We start from the raw sequence: 21454 nt of genomic DNA on the forward strand, positions 1-21454 counted from the left end.
GACGCACCCGATGGTGCGCGACGTGTTCGAGGGGGCAAAGCGCATCGGCTACGGGGCCCGCGCCATCATGGAGGGCGGCTGGCAGTCGGTGCCGCGGCTGTCGTTCCCGGGCGGCTGCCTGGTGGGCGACTCGGCCGGCTTCGTGAACGTGCCGCGCATCAAGGGCAGCCACAACGCGATCCTATCTGGCATGCTGTGCGCCGACCACGTGTTCGCGGCCCTGCAGGCGGGCCGGGCCCATGACGAGGTGGCGTCCTACGAGGAGGCCTGGCGCGCCTCGCCGATCGGCTACGATCTCAAGCGGGTGCGCAACGTCAAGCCGCTCTGGTCGAAATACGGCACGGCCGCCGGCGTGGCGCTGGGCGGCCTCGACATGTGGCTGACCGAGCTGTTCGGCTGGTCGCCGTTTGGCACCATGAGCCACGGCAAGCCGGACCATGAATGCCTGCTGCCGCTCTCCCAGGTGAAGCCGATCCGGTACGAGAAGCCGGACGGGGTTCTGACCTTCGACAAGCTCTCGTCGGTGTTTTTGTCCAACACCAACCACGAGGAGGACCAGCCGGTTCACCTGCAGGTGAGGGACATGGGGCTGCAGAAGGCGTCGGAGCACGACGTGTATGGCGGCCCCTCGCAGCGCTACTGCCCGGCCGGCGTGTACGAGTGGGTGGCCGGCGAGGGCGGCGTGCGCTTCCAGATCAACGCCCAGAACTGCGTGCACTGCAAGACCTGCGACATCAAGGATCCCAACCAGAACATCACCTGGACCACCCCCGAGGGCGGCGGCGGGCCGAACTACGTCAATATGTGAGTCGTTTGCGATCTGGCAGTTAGGAGACGGCATCATGCCTCACTCAATCCGCTTCTATGAGACCGGAGGGCCTGAGGTTCTCATCTGGGAAGAGATGGATGTCGGCTCGCCAGGACCGGGTGAAGTCCGTGTCCGGCACACGGCCATCGGTCTCAACTATGTCGATACCTATGTGCGGTCCGGCCTCTATCCTACATCCCTGCCGAGTGGTCTTGGCACCGAGGCTGCGGGCGTGGTGGAGGAGGTCGGCCCGGGCGTGACGGACGTGAAGGTCGGCGACCGCGTTGCCTACTCGGTCAGTTCCCAGGGCGCCTATTCCGAAGAGCGAGTCATGCCAGCCGATCGACTGGTCGTGCTGCCGGACGGGATCTCCGACCAGCAGGCTGCCGCGATGATGCTCAAGGGCATGACGGCGCAGTACCTCATCCGGCAGACCTACAAGGTTAAGGCAGGCGACACCATCCTGTTTCATGCTGCGGCTGGCGGAGTTGGTCTCATCGCGTGTCAGTGGGCCAAGGCGCTGGGAGCCACCGTCATCGGCACTATCGGCAGCGACGAGAAGGCGGAACTCGCCAAGGCCCATGGCTGCGACCATCCGGTCGTCTACACACGCGAGAACTTCGTCGAACGGGTGAGGGAGATCACTAACGGCACCATGGTGCCGGTCGTGTACGACTCGGTCGGCAAGGATACCTTCTCCGCCTCGTTGGATTGTATTGCCCCGCGGGGGCTCATGGTGCTCTTTGGGCAATCCTCCGGTGCGGTCGAACCCGTCAATCTCGGTATCCTGGCCCAGAAGGGGTCGCTGTACGTGACGCGTCCCACCTTGAGAACCTATGCGGACAAGCGGGCCGATCTTCTGGCTATGGCTCAAGACCTGTTCGATGTGGTTCTCTCGGGCGCGGTCAAGATCGAGGTCAACCAAACCTATCCGTTGCGAGACGTGGCCAAGGCCCATCGGGATCTGCAAGCTCGCAAGACCACTGGATCAACAATCCTGACCGTGTAGACGCTCTGCCCGTACCGAAGACGGACCGGATGAGAACACTGCGAACCATTCGAATCGTGCTGAAGGTGTGTCGCTCGCTATTGGCGACTTGAAATGCCCTGCCCAAAAAGCACAGCAGGCGCATTGGTCAGGAAAGCTGATGTTCTCTCTTACAGGCCCTAGCGTCAGCTCCTGGCACATTCCGGAAGTAAGCCGAATTTCTGTGAAGGTGCGACAAGCGGACCTTCATTTGGTTCGACCAACTTTACATTTTGACCCGCAGCGGACGCTCCGGCTTCTTTTTGCCGACCGAGTTCGGATCCGGCTGCATCAACGTTGCCGTACCGACCTGTTCGCCCGGCGCAGCAACATTCAGCATTCAAAAGACAAAGCTGACATGATTGCCCAACCAGTTGAAACATTGGATGGTCGATCCTGTGTTGTCCGCCTCGCTACATAACGAATTGACCGCGTTAGACGCAGGACACTCCTACCGACGCACAACCTTCATAGAATTGTAGGGTGACTGTCACAACGGACGCCTAAGCCACCGCCATCGAGGCCCAACCATGGTTTCCGGAGGCAGCCGAACGTGAAGATCATCCAGATCACCGACACACATCTCAGTCATTTGAAGCCCCATTTCCAGGATAACTGGAAGCCACTGGTGGAGTGGGTTGACGCGATGGAACCGGATCTGGTCATCCACACGGGTGACCTAACGGTCGACGGGGCCGACTTTGAGGAGGACCTTGTCCACGGCCGTGCGATGTTGCGCGATCTCCGCTGCCCGACGCTCTGTGTGCCGGGCAACCACGACATCGGAGACATGCCGGGCACACGGCAGCCCGTGAACGATGAGCGCTTGGCACGCTGGCGGCGGGTCATCGGCCCGGACCGCTGGGCGCACGATCTCGGCGAATGGCGCCTGATCGGGCTGAATAGCCTGATTTGTGGATCGGGTTCTTCCGAGGAAAACGAGCAACTCGCCTGGCTCCAGGACACTCTCCGCACGCGCGGGGAGCGACGGGTGCTCGTATTTAAGCACAAGCCGCTTTTCGTCGAGAATCCGGAAGAGGGCGAAACCGGCTATTGGGGGCTGCGTCCCGAAGCACGGCGCCAGCTGCAGGCGCTGTTTGCGGAGCATGGAGTGGAGTTGGTCGCCAGCGGCCATCTGCACCGTGCGCGGATCGTCGATGGCGCTCCCTTCCGCTGCGTGTGGGGGCCGTCTTCTGGCTTTACGGTTGGCCCGATGGTGACCATGCCAGTCGGTGAGGCGCTCCTGGGTGCTGCCGTACACGTCCTTGGTCCGACCGTCGAGAGCAGCATCGTTCCCTTGAAGGCCTTGAGGCCGTTTGTCATCGACGACGTGCTCCACGAGGTCTACCCGCCAGCACCTAGGGAGGCTTCGGCATCATGAGCGGGCTGGCTCTTCGCGGAATCTCCAAGGCGTACGGCGAAAACCACATCCTGCGCGACGTGACCATCGAAGCCCGGCCGGGCGAGTTCGTCGCTCTCGTCGGCCCCTCGGGGTGCGGGAAGACGACTCTCCTGCGCATCGCGGCCGGACTGGATCACCCCGACCGGGGAAACGTCTCGCTCGGCGAGCGGGAAATAACGGCTATGCGCCCGTCCGAGCGGGACATCGCCATGGTGTTCCAGTCCTATGCCCTATACCCGCACCTGACGGCGGCGCAGAACATCGCCGTTCCTCTCGCGATGCGGAAACTTACGGTTTGGCAACGCCTACCGGGGATCGGGGGGCTCCTGCCGGGCCAGCGGGAGATCCGTGCCGATATCCAGCGGCAGGTGCTCGAGACGGCCTGCACTCTTAGGATCGACCACCTGCTCGACCGCAAGCCCGGTCAGATGTCGGGGGGACAAAGGCAGCGCGTCGCCCTGGGACGGGCTCTCGTCCGGAGCCCTGCTGCGTTCCTGATGGACGAGCCGCTCTCGAACCTCGATGCCAACCTGCGGGTCCACACGCGTGCGGAGATCGTCGAGCTGCACCGGCGAGCGGGGGTCACCACGCTCTACGTCACCCACGACCAGGCGGAGGCCCTGAGCATGGCCGATCGCGTGGCGGTTATGATAGGCGGCCGCCTTCTCCAGTTCGACACACCCGAGGCGATCTACAGTAACCCGGCGCATATCGAGGTCGCCCGCTTCATCGGCAGCCCGCAGATCAACCTCCTCGATGGCGAGGTCGACGCCGCCCACGGGGTGCGCATCGGCGGCAGGCTTCTCGCGGATGGGGTCAACGCGACTCCTGGAACGTCCGTGACCGTCGGCTTCCGTCCAGAGGCAATCAGGCTGAGCGCTCCGGAGCAGGCAGGCCTCGCTGCGTCCGTGCGGCGCATCGAGTTCCTCGGCTCTGAGACTCTTGTCTTTCTTGAGCTCGCAGGGGGAGGGGCCTCGCTGGTCGCGAAGCTCGCCCCCAGCGAGGCGACCGCGTTCGCTCCGGGGCAGGCGGTTACCGTCATGGCGGCTTCCAGGGACGTGCTCGTCTTCGGAGGCGACGGCGCGCGCCTGTCGGTCTCCCCTCCTATGAGGATGGCCGCCAATGGATAGCATTGTGCTTCCCGCAGATGTCCGCGCCCGGACGTCCGATCCGGCGGCCGCTGCCCGCCGCTCGGAGGCCTTCGCCGGCTGGCGGCTGGCCGGCCCCGCTGTGGCCCTTTTGGCCCTGCTCATCCTGCTGCCCACCATCGCCGTGGTCGCATTGAGCCTCACCGACTTCGAGCTGGGATACGACGAAATCCGGTTCGTCGGCCTAGACAACTACCTTGAGCTGTTGGGGGACCGCACGTTCCTGATCTCGCTCGGCAACACTCTGACCTACACCCTGGTCGTGACGCCGCTATCCGTAGCCCTCGGCCTCGGCGCGGCGCTCCTCATCGAGGCGGAGGTGCGCGGGCGGGCGCTGTTCCGCACGATCTACTTTCTGCCCGTTGTGTCGCTGCTCGTAGCGATGGCAACCGTCTGGCAGTACCTTCTCCATCCCACTATCGGTCCCGTGAACGCCCTCCTGCGCCTCATCGGGATCTCCGGGCCCAACTGGCTGGGGGGCAGCGACACTGTCCTCCTGAGCCTCGCGTTCATTGGCGTCTGGCAGGCGGTCGGCTTCAACATGGTGCTGTTCCTGGCAGGGCTCACCGCGATCCCGCGGGAACTATACGCCGCGGCGGAAGTCGATCGGGCCGCCACGGCCTGGGACAGGTTCTGGCTCGTCACATGGCCGATGCTCGGGCCTACGACCCTCTTCGTCGTGACCATCAGCGTGATCAATGCGGTCAAGGTGTTCGAGACCGTCTCGACCATCACGCAGGGCGGTCCGAACCGGGCCTCCGAGGTGCTGCTTTGGACGATCTACCAGGAAGGGTTCGTGTACCTGCGAGTCGGTTACGCGTCCGCGATGACGGTCGTCTTCCTGGCCATCCTCATGGTCCTCATGGTGCTTCAGTACCGCGCCCTCGATCAAAGGGTTCACTATACATGACACCTCAAGCCTGGCCTCTCATCCGCGCCCTGCGGCTGGCGATCCTGTCGGTCGGCGCGCTGGTATTTCTCGCGCCCTACGTCTGGATGCTGTCCACTGCCATGAAGCCGCGCGAGGAGATCTTCTCCTCGTCGCTGGCCCTCATCCCGGAGCGGTGGGCCGTCGTGGAGAACTTCTCCAAGGCCTTCATGCGGGTGCCGATGCTGCAACTCCTGATGAACGGGGTGATCGTCTGCACCATCATTCTCGTCGTGCAGGTCCTGGTCGCGCTGCCGTGCGCCTACGCCCTCGCGAAGCTGCGCTTTCCGGGGGCCCGCGCGCTGATCGCCGCGATCATGCTCGGTCTCCTCGTGCCGATCCACGCAACCGCGCTGCCGATCTACGTGGCGCTGAGCGGGGCTGGGGTGCTGAACACCTACTTCGCGCTGGCGGCGCCTTTCATGATCTCCGTGTTTGCGATCTTCCTGTTCCTGCAATTCTTTCGGGCCATGCCGGACGACCTGATCAACGCGGCGCGGCTCGACGGCATGTCGGAGCTTGGCATCGTGCTGCGGATCATCGTCCCGAACGCCTGGCCCGCCGTCACCGCGTTCTCGATCTTCTCCGTGGTGGCGCACTGGAACGATCTGTTCTGGCCGCAGATCGTGGTGACTGAGACAGCCATGGCGCCTCCGCCCCTCGGTCTGATCTTCTTCCGCGCCGCCGAGGCCGGGGATGACTACGGCGCGCTGATGGCGGCCACCGTGGTGGTCACGGTGCCGCTGCTCGCCGCGTTCCTGCTCGCTCAACGGCGATTCATCGAAGGCATCACCCTCACTGGGCTGAAGGGCTGAGGCCCGGACCCACAACAACACGCAACCACGATCTACGCACAAGGAGACAAGACATGATCAGGATCAAGACGATGCTTGCCGGGGTGGCCTTGGCCGCCTCGCTCGCCGGCGGTGCGCTGGCCGAGACATCCCTCAATGTCCACTACCCGATGCCGGGCTTCTTCAAGGACGTGATGGACAAGATCGCGAAGAAGTTCATGGAGGAGAATCCCGGGATCAAGATCAACTTCGTCAGCCCGTCGCCCACCTACGAGGAGGGGCTGCAACTGATCCTTCGCCAGGCGGGGACAGCCGAGATGCCGGATGTGACCTTCGTCGGCCTCAACCGCCTACGGGTGGTCGCCGAGCGCGAGATCTCGGTTGACCTGAAGCCGTTCGTCGAGAAGGACGGCAAGATGGCCGAGCAGGGATTCAGCGACAACATCCTGAAGCTCGCGCAGTTCGGCAACCAGCAGGCCGGGCTGGCGTTCGCGACTTCAAACCCGATTATGTACTACAATGCAGACCTCTTCCGCCGCGTCGGCGCCAATCCCGACGTTCCGCCGAAAACATGGGATGAGGTGATTGCGATCGCATCCAAGATCAAGGATCTGGGCGACGGCATCCAGAGCATTGATTTTCGCTGGCAGGGTGATGACTGGATGTTCAGCGCGCTCCTCTTCGGCGCCGGCGGAACCATGCTGACGGCTGACGAGAGGAAGGTTGCCTTCGACGGCCCCGAGGGTCTTGCGGCCATGCGGCTTCTCGACCGCATGGTGAAAGAGGGTGGGATGCCCGTCCTCACCAAGAGCAATGGCGAGCAGGCGTTCGTCGCGGGCAAGATCGGCTTCGCGTTTCAGACCACGGGTGCGCTGCGCAACGTGATCAACAACGTCGGCGAGAAGTTCGACCTGCGCACGGCCCCGATCCCGCTGCTGTCGCCTGAGAAGGGACGCCTGCCCACGGGCGGCAACGCCGCCGTCATGCTGACAAAGGATCCCGCCAAGCAGGAGGCGGCCTGGACGTTCATTAAGTTCGCCGCCGGTCCATATGGCGCGTCCGTCGTCGTTCCCGGCACCGGGTATGTCCCCAATAATGAGCTCGCGGCGAAATCCTCCGAGTACCTGGGGGAGTTCTACCAGAAGAACCCGCTCTTCAAGGCAGGCCTTGAGCAGATGCCGAAGATGATCCCCTGGTATGCCTTCCCAGGCTCCAATGGTGTGAAGGTCACCCAGACGATCGTCGATAACCTCTCACGCGTGGTGGAGCAGAAAGCGGCTCCTGAGGATGCGCTCGCCGACGCGGCGCGGGAAGTCCAGCGACTGCTGCCCCGCAAATAAAGCGGATTGGATCCACTCATTTGCGCGCCTGGTCCTTAAGCGGGCCAGGCGCGCGAGGAATCAAGCCGTTCGCAATCGCAGGCTCGCCAAGTGCAGCTTCTTACAAGGACCGCTCGTGGCACTTCCCGGACATTGCGCTTTGGTCCGCTTGGTTCCCAACACCGGACGTTGGAGGAAATGTCAGTGCCTCTTTCATACCGTCGTTTAACGAGAGCACTACTGCGAGTAGGTGCCTGAACCGAACCAGCACGACTGCGGGTGCACTATCGCTCCTGGTCCTGATAAGGGCTTAAAGGAAGCAAGGGGGCGTGCAATGCACGCGCCGGTGAGCAGGTTTCTCTTGAGGCTAAGCCGCAAACACCTTCTTCAGGGAGGTCAGAGCGCCGGGCCTGGGGCTCGGGAGGGAAAGGGGCAGGAAACCACCAGCCATACCCGCGCTCGGATCGAATGCCCTCCGGGCTCGGCATGCGTTGCCCCTTGTTCTCGCGGTGCCTCTTCCAGGTCATCCAGGCAGGTGTCCCTTCGACAACCCAGGCCGGCGTTTTCGTTGCTTCGAGCTTCCGTACGCCACGGCGCTCCGCCTCGAGGAAGCCTGTCCAGCCTCCTGTCCCGATCCACTCGGCTGGGCTTCCAACTCGGCTGCCGATACGGTGACAGAGGCTGAGATAGCGAGCCACAAGGCGGGAGCAGTGGCCCTGATCCTCAGGCGAGAGGGTTAGGAAGAGGCTCTTGATTTGTTCCCAGTCGATCAGCGGGTCACTCGGCCATTCGCAGCGCAGGCGCTCAAACCGGTAGTGGGACGTTTGGAACAGATCGGGAGCTATCATTCCGCAGCGTCCTGAAAGAGGTGTTGGGGACGCCATTTGCTTCGGAAAAATCGTTCTCTGACCCCTTTATGCTCTGTGATGAAAAAGCTGGTCTTGCCGGAGAGTCGTTCAAACTCCAGCCAAGCTTCAAACGCGGGCGTGCCTTCCAGGACGAAGAAGCTCGATGCGGCGGCGCTGCCCGGTGTCGCGGTGCGCCGGCTGGTGCGCCGGTCAGCCAGGGACTTCGGTGAAGCCCGCCCCCTCCAAGGGGCGGGCGCTCGGCCGAACGGTGAAGGAACGTCCTTTCTTTTTCTTCTTTTTCTTTCTCTCTATCTTCTTCTTTATGGTTGATCGGGCGCTCAACGGATGTTGCGGCGCTCCCTTGATTTTCTTGAACTTCTACGAGTTGTTCCAATTCACGCGCGGCGGAGTATATTTGGTTCCGCTTTTTGGCACTTACTTTTCCAGCTTTGGATTGCTCGTCCCGGCGCAGGTTCTGCCAGGCGATCTCCTCGTGCGTGAAGGCAATACCAGTTGACCATCGGAAAGCCGCTGGATTTTGCCTGTTGCGAGCAAGGCCTCGAGTGCAGCGACGATCCTCTGCTCTCGCAGGCCGGTGCGACGTGCGAGAGTGCGGCTCGTTTCCAGGACAGGCCCGCCCGTCTCCAGAATGCGCAGGAACAGGACAATAAAGACATAGCCTTCGTCCGCCTGCATGCCGGCGATTTCTGCGAGGAGAGGCGTGGGCCGGCATCTGAACCAAGGGAGGCGGCCGCTCATGGGAGAACCTGCCAACCTTGGAGGTAGCGGCGGTCGTCAGACCAAATTGGGATGAGTCTTGCCAGCCGCACCCCCATGCGGCATTGTATGTAGTGAGGCTTTTCGTGGGCTTCTGCCTTGTAGTTCGTGCCGCCGTTACGTGGTCCAGCCGGAGCGGACTACGAATCTGGGGAGCAGAGGTTCGAATCCTTTCGGGCGCGCCATTCTCTCTTCAAGAACCTATGGTCGACAGCCGCAGGCCGTGCTTCCCAGCGAAGCAAGGTAATGAGTTCTAGGTTCTGGCACTCCGGACCGCACGAGTTGCAGGTCTCCTGCCCCCTAGAATAGCCCAGCTTTTCTCCGCGAAGTTCTATTAGGGGTGGGCTCGGGTCGAGCGGGTCATGGCAAGCCGAAACGATTCATCCAGGCTGACTGAGCGAACGCCACTCCGATCTGTGATCCCGCCTCTCGATCGAAGCAAACCAGAGAGTTGCAACAGGACTGGTTGAGCATCGCTGCTCATCGACAATCCGCGAGCGATCACAAGCCTATTGGAGGCGTGCTGACCAGAGGTGGGTCTAAAACGTGAAATCATTGATCCTGGGGTCGAGCACAGCATCCTCACACGTGACCCATGGTAAAGGCTCAGGCTGACGACGGAGCCGTCTCACGGGCTGAATCTCTCCTTTAGGATCGGGAGTATGCTGGCTGCTATCCATTATGGGGTGCGCCTACCGCTTCAGCGCCCTGCCTGCCGAGAGCATTATACGTAGGCGGGTCAAGTCTTCCTGTATTTAGGAGGGCAACAGGGGCTTTCCGCCGAACCGGCTTTGATCATAGACGGTGACCAAGCCGGAGGGCATTTCGGATTCTCCCTATGGTCAGCCGGCGATGTCGACGCAGACGGATTGTCCGACATCATCGTGGGCGCCAAGGATTACAACCTCGGAAATGGTGCCTCCTTTATCTATCACGGAGCCAGTCTCAAGGCGTTGCTGACAGCACCCGAACTGTTTAGCGATCAAAGGGGCAGGAGGAGACGCGCTCTTCGGAGGCGGCGGCGCCGATAGTCTCACCGGCGGCACCGGGATGGACCTGCTTTCCGGAGACGGCGGGAAGGACGTGCTGTCAGACCAGGATGGTGCTGTCTTCGTTGGAGGTGGGGGAGGCAACGTATTTCATACCGGCGCAGGGCGCGATATCTTTCTGATGATAGGTGGTGGCGTTAACGTACTCGGAGATGACAGCACCTTCGATTTCACCATCGATCGGATAGCTGTTGTCGGCCAGTCTGCGCCAGCCGACGTCGCGTCCTTCGTGACCGAGCATTTCACATCCACCGAGGGCTATGCCGGAATCGATGTTGGCGGGACAGCGTTCCTTGTAAAGTCCCAGCCCGGACTGGTGACGCTGGAGGACTGGATCCAACAGGCGCCGTCGATCCTGGAATTCCACGTAACTTATCAGGATGTGTTGAACCGCGAGGGCCTTGGCTGGGCGATTTAAGAACTGCTGGGCCCAAGACGGTCGAGAGTGGCGGAGCGGCAGAGGGCGCCCGTAGGATGGCGCTGTCTCGGTGGGCTCGCAACGGCGTGCCATTCCCTGCGCCTGACCAGCGGCGCCGACGATGGTGCCGCGATCCACCCCGACCGACGATTGGTGCCTGTCGGACGCCGAAAGTTTCACATGATCGCCTCGGTGTTTCAGCTATTGCGATAGGCTCGTGGATCCTCATACTGAGCAATCGTGAGAGGGAGCCGGGCGCATGATCACCGTCTTCGGATCGATCAACATGGATCTCGTCGCCCGGGTGGGGCGTATCGCCCGTCCCGGGGAGACGGTCTTGTCACCCCGCGCCAGCAGCTTCTTCGGCGGCAAGGGGGCCAATCAAGCCGTTGCCGCTGCCCGGATGTGCGGGGCCGGATCGATCAATGTCGCGATGGTTGGCGCCGTGGGAGATGATGTCTTCGGCAAGGCCTGCCTCGACAACCTTCGGGAGAACGGCGTCGACGTCGAGGCGGTGAGAATCATCGATGAGCCGACCGGCTGCGCCTTCATCACGGTCGATGACAGTGGGGAGAATGCCATCACGGTAGCCAGCGGCGCCAACATGGCTGTTCGGGCAGCGGATGCCCCCGAGAGGCTCCTATCCGGCGCTTCCGTTGTTGTCCTCCAGATTGAGGTGCCCCTTGCCGAGAGTCTCGAGCTGGCGCGTCGGGCGAGGAAAGCTGGTGCAATGGTCGTCTGGAATGTTGCTCCCGTGCCTTCCGCCATCGAGCGCATGGCTATTGCCGACATGCTCGCGACAACCGACGTCCTCGTCGTGAACGAACACGAGGCCGTCGCGGTGGCTGCCTTCATGGGCGAGGATGTCGGGGGCAATTGCTTCAAGGCCTCCTCCATCCTGGCGCGCATGTCCGGCTTGGTGTGCATCGTCACGGCCGGAGCGAAGGGCGCGCTCGCCGTCGGCCCCGACGGCACACAGTACCGAGCAGCGGCCCGGCCGGTGACGGCGGTCGATACGACCGGCGCGGGCGATACTTTCGTGGGCGTTCTCGCCTGTGGCTTGGCGGAGAAACGCGACCTGGGTGACGCCATGCGACGGGCCTGCGTCGCGGCGTCCCTGTCCTGCCTGACATCGGGAGCTCAGGCCGGAATGCCCACCCGGGAGGCGCTGGAGAGGGCCTTGACCGTTAGCCCCACGCTTGCGGAATGACCCGCGTCAGACTTCCCGTCGCCGGGAAGAGGGGAATGAGGCAGGCCTGCAGCGCATGGTAGAGATCGGGCTTTCCGGTGAACAATGTGCTCGCCGGCTGCAGCCCCTCGGACAGTTCGGGATGCCAGCCACCCTCTTCATGATCGATGACGTAGCGGTCCACGAAGCTCCAGACATGCCGGTACCATGTCTCGTGAAAATCGCTGGGGCTGTGCTCGCCTAAGAAGGCGGCGGCGCCGATGGCTTCCGCGCAGGGCCACCAGAGTTTCTGCTGCAGCCTCGGTCGGTCGTCCCAGTCGAGCGCGTAGAAGAAGCCGCCCCTGTCCCTGTCCCAGCCGAGCGAGATGGATTGCCTGAACAACTCGCTGGATGCCTGGGGCATCCAGTCGTGCCGCTTGCCGCCGAGCGCCCAGAGCTGCAGCAGAAGGCGCGCCCATTCGAGCCAATGGCCGGGCGTCGTGCCGTAGGGGCGAAACACATCGTAACCCCGATAATCCCGATCCAGGGCCCAATCCGCATGGAAGTGCTCCGCCACGCGGTACCCGAGAGATGCGGCATGGCGGCCGATGATCAGCTCTGCGATGCGCACAGCCTTGTCGAGATAAGCTCTCTCGCCGGTCACCTCGAAAGCGGCCATCAGCGCTTCGGTCAGGTGCATGTTCGAGTTCTGGCCGCGATACTGGCTGACGGGCGACCAGTCTCGCGCGAATTCCTCGGCGGCTGCGCCGTGCTGCTCTTCCCAGAAGCGCTCTTCCAGGACCTGGGAGACATCGGCCAGGAGCGCATCGGCGAGTGGATGCCCCACGACCTTCGCGCTGGAGGCGGCGAGCAGCACGAAGGCGTGGCCATAGGCTTGTTTCGTGTCGTCCTTGGGGCCGTCGTTATCGAGCGACCAGACATAGCCTCCATGTTCGGAGTCGCGTTGCCGGTTCCAGAGATAATCCATGCCGTGATCGACGATCGCATCGCATCCGGGACGGCCGAGCAGGACACCGATGGAGAAGCAATGCACCATCCGGGTGGTGCTGTGGATCTGGCGGAGGGAGTTGCCGCTGTCGAGTGCGCGCCCGGTGCTGTCGAGATTGAAGAAGCCGCCGGCCGGATCGACGCAGCGGTGCTGAAAGAAATCGAACAAGCGGTTGGCTTGCGTCATGAGCCATTGGCGGTGATACGGGCGGGCGCGCCAGCTCGGGCCTGTTGCAGGAAGATTGGGTAGGGATATCGGCATGATGATCTCCAACGAATCTTAAGCGCGCTCGATCATGAAACGGTTCACCTCGTCCCATGTGGGTGGATTGGCACCGCGACGCGTGCAAACGATGGCCGCCGCTGCAGCCGCGAAATCCAGGGCCGCCGTGACTTGTGCGTCGCTCAATCCGGTCACGCGCTCAGGCACGAGCAGGCCGTTCGCGTCGAACCAGGAGAGAAGGCCCGCATGGAATGTGTCGCCTGCGCCCACCGTGTCCAGCACATCCACGCGTGGAGCCGGACGCTCGATGGTGGCGGTGCCGAGGACGGCCAGCGGCCCCTCCGCTCCCCGGGTCACGATGACGAGCCGGGGTCCTCGCTGAAGCCACGATCGTGCAACCGAGACAAGGTCCTCGCCCGGATGGAGCAGGTGAATGTCCTCATCGCTCGCCTTAATGATGTGGGCATGGGCGAGAAGCCGCTCGAACCGCTCCCGATAGATCGTCAGATCCCCGACGACGCGAGGGCGGACGTTCGGATCGAGCGAGATCACGCGGGATCCGGATTCGCGGCGGAGCAGTGTCTCCACGGCACTGGCGATGGGCTCGACTCCGAGTGCATAGGAGCCCGCCGCAATGGCATTCACGTCCGCAGGCAGGGGAGAGGGAAGGTTCTCCGGCGTGAGAGCCCGATCGGCACTGTCGGGCGCGTAGAAGGAGTATTGCGGTTGTCCCGATGCGCTGGTCGCGACGACGCTGAGAGTGGTCGGGTTCGGGCAGCGCTGAAGATAAGATTGGCTCACCCCTGCCTCGGCGAGCTTGCCTGCCAGGAAATTACCGAAGGTATCCTCCGACAGGGTCGACAGAAAGGCGGCAGCCCGGCCGAGGCGGCCGATCCCGATGGCGACATTGAACGGCGAGCCGCCGGCCACGGCCTCCGCCGAAAGCCCGATGCGAGAGGGCGCTCCGACAAACAGGTCAATCAGGGCTTCGCCACACACCAGGATCATTTTTTGGCTCCATAGGACACCGGCGCCGGAACCTCGGGCGCCGCATGATCGGTTTGAGGGGCGTCAACGTTACCGTGTTCCCAGGCTTCTTACCATTCATGACGCCGTTGCCCAAGCAGGCAACCGCCATTGCATAGGAAGCGTGGCGCACAGGAGGTTCGATCAGAGGCGGCTTCGACATGCGGTCTGGGACAGATCCCGGCGAGCATTTCGGTGACGGTTGGGGTTTCGCGATCCGAAGGATCGGGGCGGTCCTCTCAAGGGCACCGGTTGGGTGCCGCCACGCCTGCTGCGGCCGACTTGAATTCCGGCTTGAGGGCGCCGTAGAGGCGGCGGAACTGCTCGATCCGCGTAGCATACAGATCGGCGAGGCGGGCCTCCGGTTCTACCACCCCGAGCACCGCCGGTTGCGAGCACAGCGTTTCAGGAGCTTCCCCGGTTGCCGCCATGCGCGCCAGTCGCGCGGCTCCGAAGGCTGGTCCTTTGTCGCCGCCTTGATAGCGAACGAGTGGAATGTTCAGGACATTGGCAAGGATTTGTGCCCAGAAGACACTACGGGACCCGCCGCCAATCAGGCCGGCGCAGGTGAGGCGTGTGCCGGCGAGCTCAAGGCATGCCTTCGCATCAGCGAAGCTGAACGCGACGCCTTCGAGAACGGCCTGGATCAGATCGGTTTGCTGCGTCTCGGGGGAGAGCCCGAAGTAGACACCCCGCGCGTAGGGGTCGTTGTGCGGCGTACGCTCCCCGGCCAAATACGGCAGGAAGAGCAGGGAAGCTGGCCCTCGATAGGCTGCTTCTGTCGCGCATAGGAGTTCGTCGATGTCCGTTTTGAGCAGTCCGGCCGCCCAGGCAAGGCAACTCGCCCCATTCAGCATGGCCGCCATCTGGAACCAGCGGTTCGGGAGGGCGTGACAGAAGGAATGCACCAGAGCCTCGGGAGCAGGGCTGAAATGACGCGTGGTGACGAAGAGTTGCCCCGATGTGCCGAGGGAGATGAAGCCCGCTCCATCGTTGATGGCTCCCAGCCCGACTGCTCCTGCCGCCACATCGCCCGCGCCGCCGGCAACGACGACGTCGCTGCGCATTCCCCATTCCCTGGCGATCTCCGGTTGCAACAGGCCCGAAGGTGCCGAACCCTCGACGAGTTCCGGCATGTGCGAGCGGTCGAGGCCGGTTGCCGCGAGGGCCTCGTCCGACCAGTCGCGCGCAGCCTCATCAAGCCACCATGTGCCGGCGGCGTCGGACATGTCGGTTACGCAGGAGCCGGTCAGCCTCAGTCGAATGTAGTCTTTCGGCAGGAGCACCTTTCTGGTGGCGCGAAAGGTCCCGGGTTCATGCCGTGCCAGCCAGAGGAGCTTGGGAGCCATGAGGCCGGACATCGGAATGACACCCAACCTTTTGGAAAGGCCGGGATGCGCATGGCCGAGTTCCTCCGCTTCCTGGAAAGAGCGGCCGTCGTTCCAGAGAATGGCGGGTCGCAGGGGGAGGCTATCCTCGCCGAGCAGCACGGCTCCATGCATCTGCCCCGAGAGCCCCAATGCACGAATGCTGCCGAAAGCCGCGGGGGCCAGAGTGCGGAGCTGTTGAACGGATGCCTGAACGGCCAGCCACCATGCCTCGGGGTCCTGCTCGGACCAGAGGCTTTGCGGGCGAGAGATCTCGAGAAGGGTCGTTGCTTCGGCTATGGACCGCTGCTGGCCATCGACAATGATCGCCTTGACGGCCGATGTCCCCACATCGATACCCAGGTAGCAGGACATGCTGGAGCTCCAGACAATCTCTCACCGCCATTCTTTCAATCGACGAATGCTTCTGTAAAGGCCTGCTAGATTTCGATGCCTTCATTTTCGGCAGCGTATCTGGCGGAGAGTCGATCAGCATGCCCTTGGATGAGAGCATCGAGCCCTGCCGGATGCCTGTTTGCATTTGATGGCCGGAGATGGTCAGGCTTCGGGAAAGATGGCCTCCTCAAGGCCAATGTGCCTGAGCGTGAAGTGGAAGGTGGTCCCATCACCCGGGCTCGAATCCGCCCAGATCTTTCCTCCATGGGACTCCACGATCGTTCTGCAGATCGACAGACCGACTCCCATGCCGCTCTTCTTCGTGGTCGTGAACGGCGTGAACAGCTTGCTCAAGACTTCCTGAGGGATGCCTGAGCCCGTGTCTCTCACACTGACCTGAACCATTGCTCCATCTTGCACCACGCGCGCACGGATGGTGAGGAGCGGATTCGGGCTGTCGTGCATAGCCTCGACCGCATTGCGGAGGAGGTTGATCAGGACTTGCTGAATCTGCACCCGATTGACGATGACTTGCGGGCTCTCCGGCGGGAAATCGAAATCAACCTGGATGCCTTTCTCCTTGGCTCCGACAAGTCCGAGGGCGCTCGCTTCTTCGACGAGGCGCTGAAGATTCTCGACGCGGTGCTCGCTCTCTCCCCGCGCGACGAACTCTCTCAACTGGCGAATGACTTCGCCGGCGCGCAGGGCCTCCTCTGCCGCCTCGTCCACGGCAAGCCTGAGCATGGTAATCTGGTCGCCTTCCATGCGGTCCAGGATCAGGCCGCACCCTTTGAGGTAACTGGCGATGGCCGTGAGGGGTTGATTGATTTCGTGCGCCAGCGTCGAACCCATTTCGCCCATGGCCGTCAGCCGGGACATATAAGCCAACTCGGCCTGCAGTTCCTGCATGCGCATTTCGGTGTCCTGCCGCTCCGTGAGATCCCGAATGAAGGCCGTGAAGTAGCGCTCGCCGTCCCACTCCATCTCGCCGACCTGAACCTCCATCGGAAAAGTTGTGCCGTCCTTCCGTTGGGCCATCGCGATGCGTCCGGAGCCGATGATCCGACGTTCCCCGGACCTGCGATACCGGCTGATGAATCCGTCGTGCTGTTCGCGATAGGGGAGAGGCATGAGGAACTTGACGTTCGTGCCGATCACCTCCTCAGGAGGGTAACCGAAAACGCGCTCCGCTGTCGCACTGAAGGATCTGATGATCCCTTTCTCGTCGGATACGATCATCGCATCCGGAACGGTCTCGAGGATCGAACGCAGATGGGCCTCGCTCCGGCTCAGCCTGTCCTTGCTTGTCTTCAGCGCAATCTCGGCGAGCTTGCGCGCAGTGATATCCTGAGCTGTACCAATCCTGCGGACAGGAGTTCCGTCAAGGTCCAGAACTGTGCGTCCCGTCACTGTGATCCAGCGTTCCTCCCCCGTATCGGCGCGACGAATGCGGAATGTGTCGCTGTAGGTGAGGTTTCCGCTTTCCGCATCCGCATAGAAGTTTCCTTCGATTCTGCCGCGATCCTGCGGATGGATCATGTGAAGGATAGTCTCCTTGTCGATCCGGGCACCCGGATCGAGTCCGAGGAGTTGATAGGCCTCCGGGGTCCACTGGTGCTGGCCGGTCACGATGTTGAAGTCCCAGATTCCCAACCCCGTCGTTTCAACGGCGAGGCGCAAACGCTCCTCGCTTGCACGGAGTTTGTCTTCCGCTAGTCTCCGATCGTGAATGTCGGAGATCGTGCCGGTCCACTCCAGCACTTCTCCCGCGTCGTCTCGCAGAGGGAGTGCCCGGCAGAACACCCATCGGTATCCGCCATCAAGACCCAACATCCTGTGAACGATCTTTACGGGCTTTTTATCCTTGACGGCCTTTTGCCACATCAGCGACGTATGTTCGCGATCGTCCGGATGGATCGTGTCCAGCCACCCGACGAGAGCACCCATCTTAGGCTCATGGCCGCAGAACCCGTCCCAACCCCAGCCCTCGATGTACAAACCCTCTGCGTTTGCCCGCCAGCCGATTGCCGTACTGGTTTCGATCAACGCGCGGTATCGCTGCTCGCTCATGCGCAAATGCTCGGCAGCAGCTTTCTGATCGTGAATGTCGGCGAGTGTGCCGATCCATTCCTGGATATCCCCGTGGAGATCGGCCAGCGGGATGCCGGTGACAAGCATCCATCTGTAAACTCCATTGAGAAGCCGCACCCGGCACTCGGTCGTTCCGAGTTGTTGCGACCTGATAAGACTCAGCCAGGATTCCTCTACACGTATCCGGTCTTCAGGATGCACGGCATCGAGCCACCCACTTCCTCGGAATTCGTCCGGCGTTTGTCCTGTAAACTCTTCCCAGCCGCGACTTTCGAGTAAAGCTCCGCCTGAATCGGCGCGCCATACGATCGCCGTGCTAGCTTCCACCAAAGCACGGTAGCGATCGATGGTGCGACGCAGCTCATGCTCGGTTTCATGGAATTCGCTGACATCCCGCGCGATGACGAAGATCGCCTGGACGAACCTGTCATCGCCGGCAATTGGGGTGACCGTTACATCCCACCACTTCTCGGCTCCCGGTCCAAGGATGCCATGAGCCTGAAATCGTACCGGCTTTCCTATCTTCGCGCTCTCAAGGGCAGAGATCGCGGTCTGGCGGATGGCTTCGCTCCAGAAGTCGGGCCATGTGCAGCCCTCGACTTGGGTGATATTGCTTATCCCCATGATCCGCCGACCATGCTCGTTGACGAACTGGAGATGACCCTCGGGGTCGAACATCATGATGCAGGCGTCAAAGCTCGCAAGGAGGCGCTCGGCGAGATCCCCGCGTCGTGAGAGTGCGCTCTGTGTTCCTGCCAGCGCACCGATGCCGATGCTGGTGGAAACCCAACGCTCGATCCGACCTTGGTCATCCCACAGGGGTTGGGCCGGTGCCGACACCCATCGGTGATCGCCGGAATGATGCCGCAGGCGATAACGCGCTTCAGGGGGATTGCCAGCTTCTACGGATGGACCTTCGCCTGATTGCCGCCTCTCCAGGCTTGCGTCCTTGCTCTCTTCCTGCCGGCGGTGCGAGGAGGAGGATGGAATTGAATTCGGTCTTCCCAGACTGAGTTCGCCGGTCACTGCACGGGACAAAGCAAGGAGCGTTTTCAATTGCTTGGCCGAAAGACCATCGGGGTGAGGGACGGTGTCCAAAACACACAGTGAGCCCAGCATGGCTCCATCGTCACTCAAGACGGGAGCGGCAGCATAGAAGCGAAGGTGAGGCTCGCCTGCGACGAGGGGATGATCTTCGAACCCGGGATGTTGAGAGAGATCCTCGATGACGACTGCGCCTGAGCAGCCTAGCACCCGCGCGCAGATGGAGATGCTCAGGGGGATTTCACGGAGGGAGGTGCCGATCGCGGCCTTGAGCCATTGCCGATCTGCATCGATGAAAGTGACGGCTGTCGTCGGGCAGCCGCAGGCATCTGCCGCCAGTTGAGCAAGATCCTCGAAGACCTGCTCTGGAATCGACCGAAGGATTTCGAGTCGACGCAGGGCTGAAGCGTCGGCAGCATCGAAGACTGACAGGGGACCGGCCTTGGATTTATCGAAGATCATAGGAGGCGGCCGAGGAATGCCGTCGTTCTTGTTCGTTGGACTTGTTCGGCTACCAAAGGATCCAAGAAAGTTCAACTTTATTCATGGCAGGCAACACGCTGAGCGCGCTTTGAGCGAGCGCAAGTGCGCCCTCGTTATTATGTATCAAGGCTGCGGTCGCGGCGGAACGGTCGTGAGACGGCCATGGACTAAGGTTCGTTCACCTTGTGAACGGTACGTGTTTCTCATGATCCGGCAAGGGCAAAATCAGAGATTGATCGCGGGGATGGCCAACTCTGCCTTGAGCGGTCCATGGGCTCTTGCAGGAAGGCAGCTCACGGCTCCGCGGCGAACTTCAAGTAGAGGTGAGATTGGAGCAAGATTGCGGGCGTAAGAGGATGCGTCCTCTCGCCGCTGGTCCCACATATGGGGTCCGGAAAGTCCGAGCGAATCACCTCGGTAAGAAGCCAGGCAACTGGCGAAAACGGATTAAGCCTACGTAGTCTAATAGGCAGGACTACGTACTGCGTCGTTTCGCAAAATACTTAGTAATGAAACAACGTTTGGCAGGAGTTTAAGCACGCTGTGCTCCTGGCTTCCATCCTGCCAGGAGGGCAGAACTTATTTGGCGCCAACACCTTGGAACTTGGAAGCGCATTCTGCCGAGCTCGGGTCACATACCTTCAAAGTCTGATTGGACAGCAAGGGAGATCAGTTAATAGCTATTAACCATCCCGGGGTCCCCACTCTGTCTCAATACGTATTGCCCATCTAAACGAATAGGCATAGTTTCTGACTGCCAAACAAAAGTAACCGCCGATTACGGCGGCATAACGGCGAGTTTAGTATTGAGTTGAGTAAGTAATTCTTAATACAGGCTGGGGGCCTAACATGTATATCGTTGTCGATGATCGACAGATAGTGACGTCAGGATATGTAGCAAGCTTCAAGAGGGAAGGTGTATCTTCCATTGGCTTGTATTCGAGCGAGTTCAGCGAGTGGCTGGAAACGGCGTCCGATACCGACATGGAAGCAATTCAGGGCTTTGTTCTCGGCAGCTTCGAGCAGCGTGCCAGTTATGCCGAGAGCATCCGGCGCCATTCCAAAGCTCCCATCATCGCATTGAGCGATGTTCGCTCTCTCGAGGAAACGCTGGAGCTCTTTACAGCCAAATTCGATGACGTTGTTCGCAAGCCGGTTCATGTTCGAGAGATCTTGGCTCGTTCCGAGGCAGTCTGGCGACGGGTCAATGCGGGTACGGGCAGATTGAGTTCGAACGACAATGATCGCCTCAAGGTTTTCTTTGACGGGCGTGACCCGGAAATCGATGGGGTTCCGCTTGCATTGCCGCGCCGTGAGCGACACATCCTCGAGTACCTCGTCCGCAAGAAGGGGCATCGGCTGACGAAGAAACAGATCTTCGACGCCGTCTATGGTCTCTATAGCGACGATGTGGAAGACAGCGTTGTGGAGGGGCACATCAGCAAGCTCCGCAAGAAGCTGCGGCAGCGCCTCGGATATGATCCAATCGATGCAAAGCGCTACATCGGGTACTCCTACACGGGAGTTGTCTCCTGAGAGCAGGGACGACGTGGATGGTTCTTCGGAACGCCTGACAGGCGACATGGTGCATCCTCGGCTGATTGGCCGGCCCTTGTGCAAAGATGCTGCCGATATCGGAAAGTAAGAAAGAGCCGGATCAACGTTGATCCGGCTCTTCTCCCTTTTGGTCCTGCTCTCGTGATCATGATCGTGGAAATGGGACACGCAGCAGACCAGCCTGACGCAAGATAGAGCCGCTAAGGTCAGGAAAGCTATTCGCAACATCAAGTTCCATGTCGATGTCCCGCACGATTCCACGCAGGTTAGGGCCACCCCTCAGTGCCACGGTATCCGCCAGCGTTCCGGCTGTCGTCTTCGCGCCGTTTGCAATGACCGGCGCGCCCACCGCAGGTGACCGGCCGTCCTCGGTCCATCGACACGACGCGGTATTATCGCTTGGCAGCGTACGTTCAAGGCGGTCCGAGGTGCGGCCAGGAACATATGGTGGGAATCGAACAACTCTCGCGGAGGACGGAGAGTTAGTGTCAGTTGCCGCAAGGATCAGGATAGACACACACGAAGCGAGGTTTGCCGCAGGAGGCAATGTCTCGACCTTGCACCGTACCAGTG

At 61.7% G+C, this 21454-nt stretch carries 17 protein-coding genes; 12 read left to right on the top strand and 5 right to left on the bottom strand.

The features are described 5' to 3' along the window. The 8 genes from E4K09_RS07630 to E4K09_RS07665 all read left to right on the top strand — a co-directional run. Positions 1-808, top strand: an 808-nt coding sequence (locus E4K09_RS07630; RefSeq protein WP_134496155.1) for an electron transfer flavoprotein-ubiquinone oxidoreductase, incomplete at its 5' end; no start/stop codon positions are given. 34 nt (positions 809-842) lie between these two features. Next, positions 843-1817: a quinone oxidoreductase family protein gene (locus E4K09_RS07635; protein WP_134496156.1), complete on the top strand. Its 975-nt coding sequence runs from the start codon at positions 843-845 to the stop codon at positions 1815-1817. A 571-nt stretch (positions 1818-2388) separates the two neighbouring features. Beyond that, positions 2389-3216 carry a metallophosphoesterase family protein gene (locus E4K09_RS07640; protein WP_134496157.1) on the top strand — a complete coding sequence of 276 codons (828 nt, stop codon included), beginning with the start codon at positions 2389-2391 and terminating at the stop codon, positions 3214-3216. Next, a complete protein-coding gene (locus tag E4K09_RS07645) occupies positions 3213-4367 on the top strand; it encodes an ABC transporter ATP-binding protein (RefSeq protein ID WP_134496158.1) in 1155 nt (384 codons plus the stop codon). The genes E4K09_RS07640 and E4K09_RS07645 overlap by 4 nt, the downstream gene beginning before the upstream one ends. Then, a complete protein-coding gene (locus tag E4K09_RS07650) occupies positions 4360-5295 on the top strand; it encodes a carbohydrate ABC transporter permease (RefSeq protein ID WP_134496159.1) in 936 nt (311 codons plus the stop codon). Before E4K09_RS07645 ends, E4K09_RS07650 begins: the two co-directional genes overlap by 8 nt. Then, the gene (locus E4K09_RS07655; RefSeq protein WP_134496160.1) at positions 5292-6128 is read left to right on the top strand and encodes a carbohydrate ABC transporter permease; all 837 of its coding nucleotides are present in this window, start codon (positions 5292-5294) and stop codon (positions 6126-6128) included. The genes E4K09_RS07650 and E4K09_RS07655 overlap by 4 nt, the downstream gene beginning before the upstream one ends. A gap of 53 nt (positions 6129-6181) precedes the next feature. Continuing rightward, the gene (locus E4K09_RS07660) at positions 6182-7447 is read left to right on the top strand and encodes an ABC transporter substrate-binding protein (protein WP_134496161.1); all 1266 of its coding nucleotides are present in this window, start codon (positions 6182-6184) and stop codon (positions 7445-7447) included. A 905-nt stretch (positions 7448-8352) separates the two neighbouring features. Then, a complete protein-coding gene (locus tag E4K09_RS07665; RefSeq protein ID WP_134496162.1) occupies positions 8353-8604 on the top strand; it encodes a hypothetical protein in 252 nt (83 codons plus the stop codon). A gap of 105 nt (positions 8605-8709) precedes the next feature. Here the strand turns inward: E4K09_RS07665 and E4K09_RS07670 are convergent, their stop codons facing one another. Further along, positions 8710-9033, bottom strand: a complete 324-nt coding sequence (locus tag E4K09_RS07670; RefSeq protein WP_134496163.1) for a hypothetical protein — start codon at positions 9031-9033, stop codon at positions 8710-8712. Between the two features lie 809 nt (positions 9034-9842). Between E4K09_RS07670 and E4K09_RS31005 the strand changes: the two genes are divergently transcribed. From E4K09_RS31005 to E4K09_RS07685, 3 genes are all read left to right on the top strand, one after another. Further along, complete coding sequence (locus E4K09_RS31005) at positions 9843-10082, top strand: integrin alpha (protein WP_425293823.1); 240 nt, start codon at positions 9843-9845, stop codon at positions 10080-10082. Next, positions 10033-10518 carry a hypothetical protein gene (locus E4K09_RS07680; RefSeq protein WP_166802250.1) on the top strand — a complete coding sequence of 162 codons (486 nt, stop codon included), beginning with the start codon at positions 10033-10035 and terminating at the stop codon, positions 10516-10518. Before E4K09_RS31005 ends, E4K09_RS07680 begins: the two co-directional genes overlap by 50 nt. Before the next feature lie 259 nt (positions 10519-10777). Next, positions 10778-11728, top strand: a complete 951-nt coding sequence (locus E4K09_RS07685) for a ribokinase (protein WP_134496165.1) — start codon at positions 10778-10780, stop codon at positions 11726-11728. Here E4K09_RS07685 and E4K09_RS07690 read toward each other — a convergent pair. From E4K09_RS07690 to E4K09_RS07705, 4 genes are all read right to left on the bottom strand, one after another. Beyond that, positions 11706-12956: an AGE family epimerase/isomerase gene (locus E4K09_RS07690; protein ID WP_134496166.1), complete on the bottom strand. Its 1251-nt coding sequence runs from the start codon at positions 12954-12956 to the stop codon at positions 11706-11708. The genes E4K09_RS07685 and E4K09_RS07690 overlap by 23 nt on opposite strands. Before the next feature lie 18 nt (positions 12957-12974). Next, positions 12975-13925: a carbohydrate kinase family protein gene (locus E4K09_RS07695; RefSeq protein ID WP_134496167.1), complete on the bottom strand. Its 951-nt coding sequence runs from the start codon at positions 13923-13925 to the stop codon at positions 12975-12977. Between the two features lie 257 nt (positions 13926-14182). After that, the gene (gene xylB, locus E4K09_RS07700; RefSeq protein ID WP_134496168.1) at positions 14183-15685 is read right to left on the bottom strand and encodes a xylulokinase; all 1503 of its coding nucleotides are present in this window, start codon (positions 15683-15685) and stop codon (positions 14183-14185) included. A gap of 183 nt (positions 15686-15868) precedes the next feature. After that, complete coding sequence (locus E4K09_RS07705) at positions 15869-19303, bottom strand: PAS domain S-box protein (protein WP_134496169.1); 3435 nt, start codon at positions 19301-19303, stop codon at positions 15869-15871. Between the two features lie 870 nt (positions 19304-20173). Here E4K09_RS07705 and E4K09_RS07710 point away from each other — a divergent pair. Further along, positions 20174-20860, top strand: coding sequence for a response regulator transcription factor (locus E4K09_RS07710; RefSeq protein WP_134496170.1), 687 nt, complete (start codon positions 20174-20176; stop codon positions 20858-20860). Positions 20861-21454 lie beyond the last annotated feature (594 nt).

It is taken from the genome of Microvirga pakistanensis (assembly GCF_004458765.1).
GTDB lineage: Bacteria > Pseudomonadota > Alphaproteobacteria > Rhizobiales > Beijerinckiaceae > Microvirga > Microvirga pakistanensis.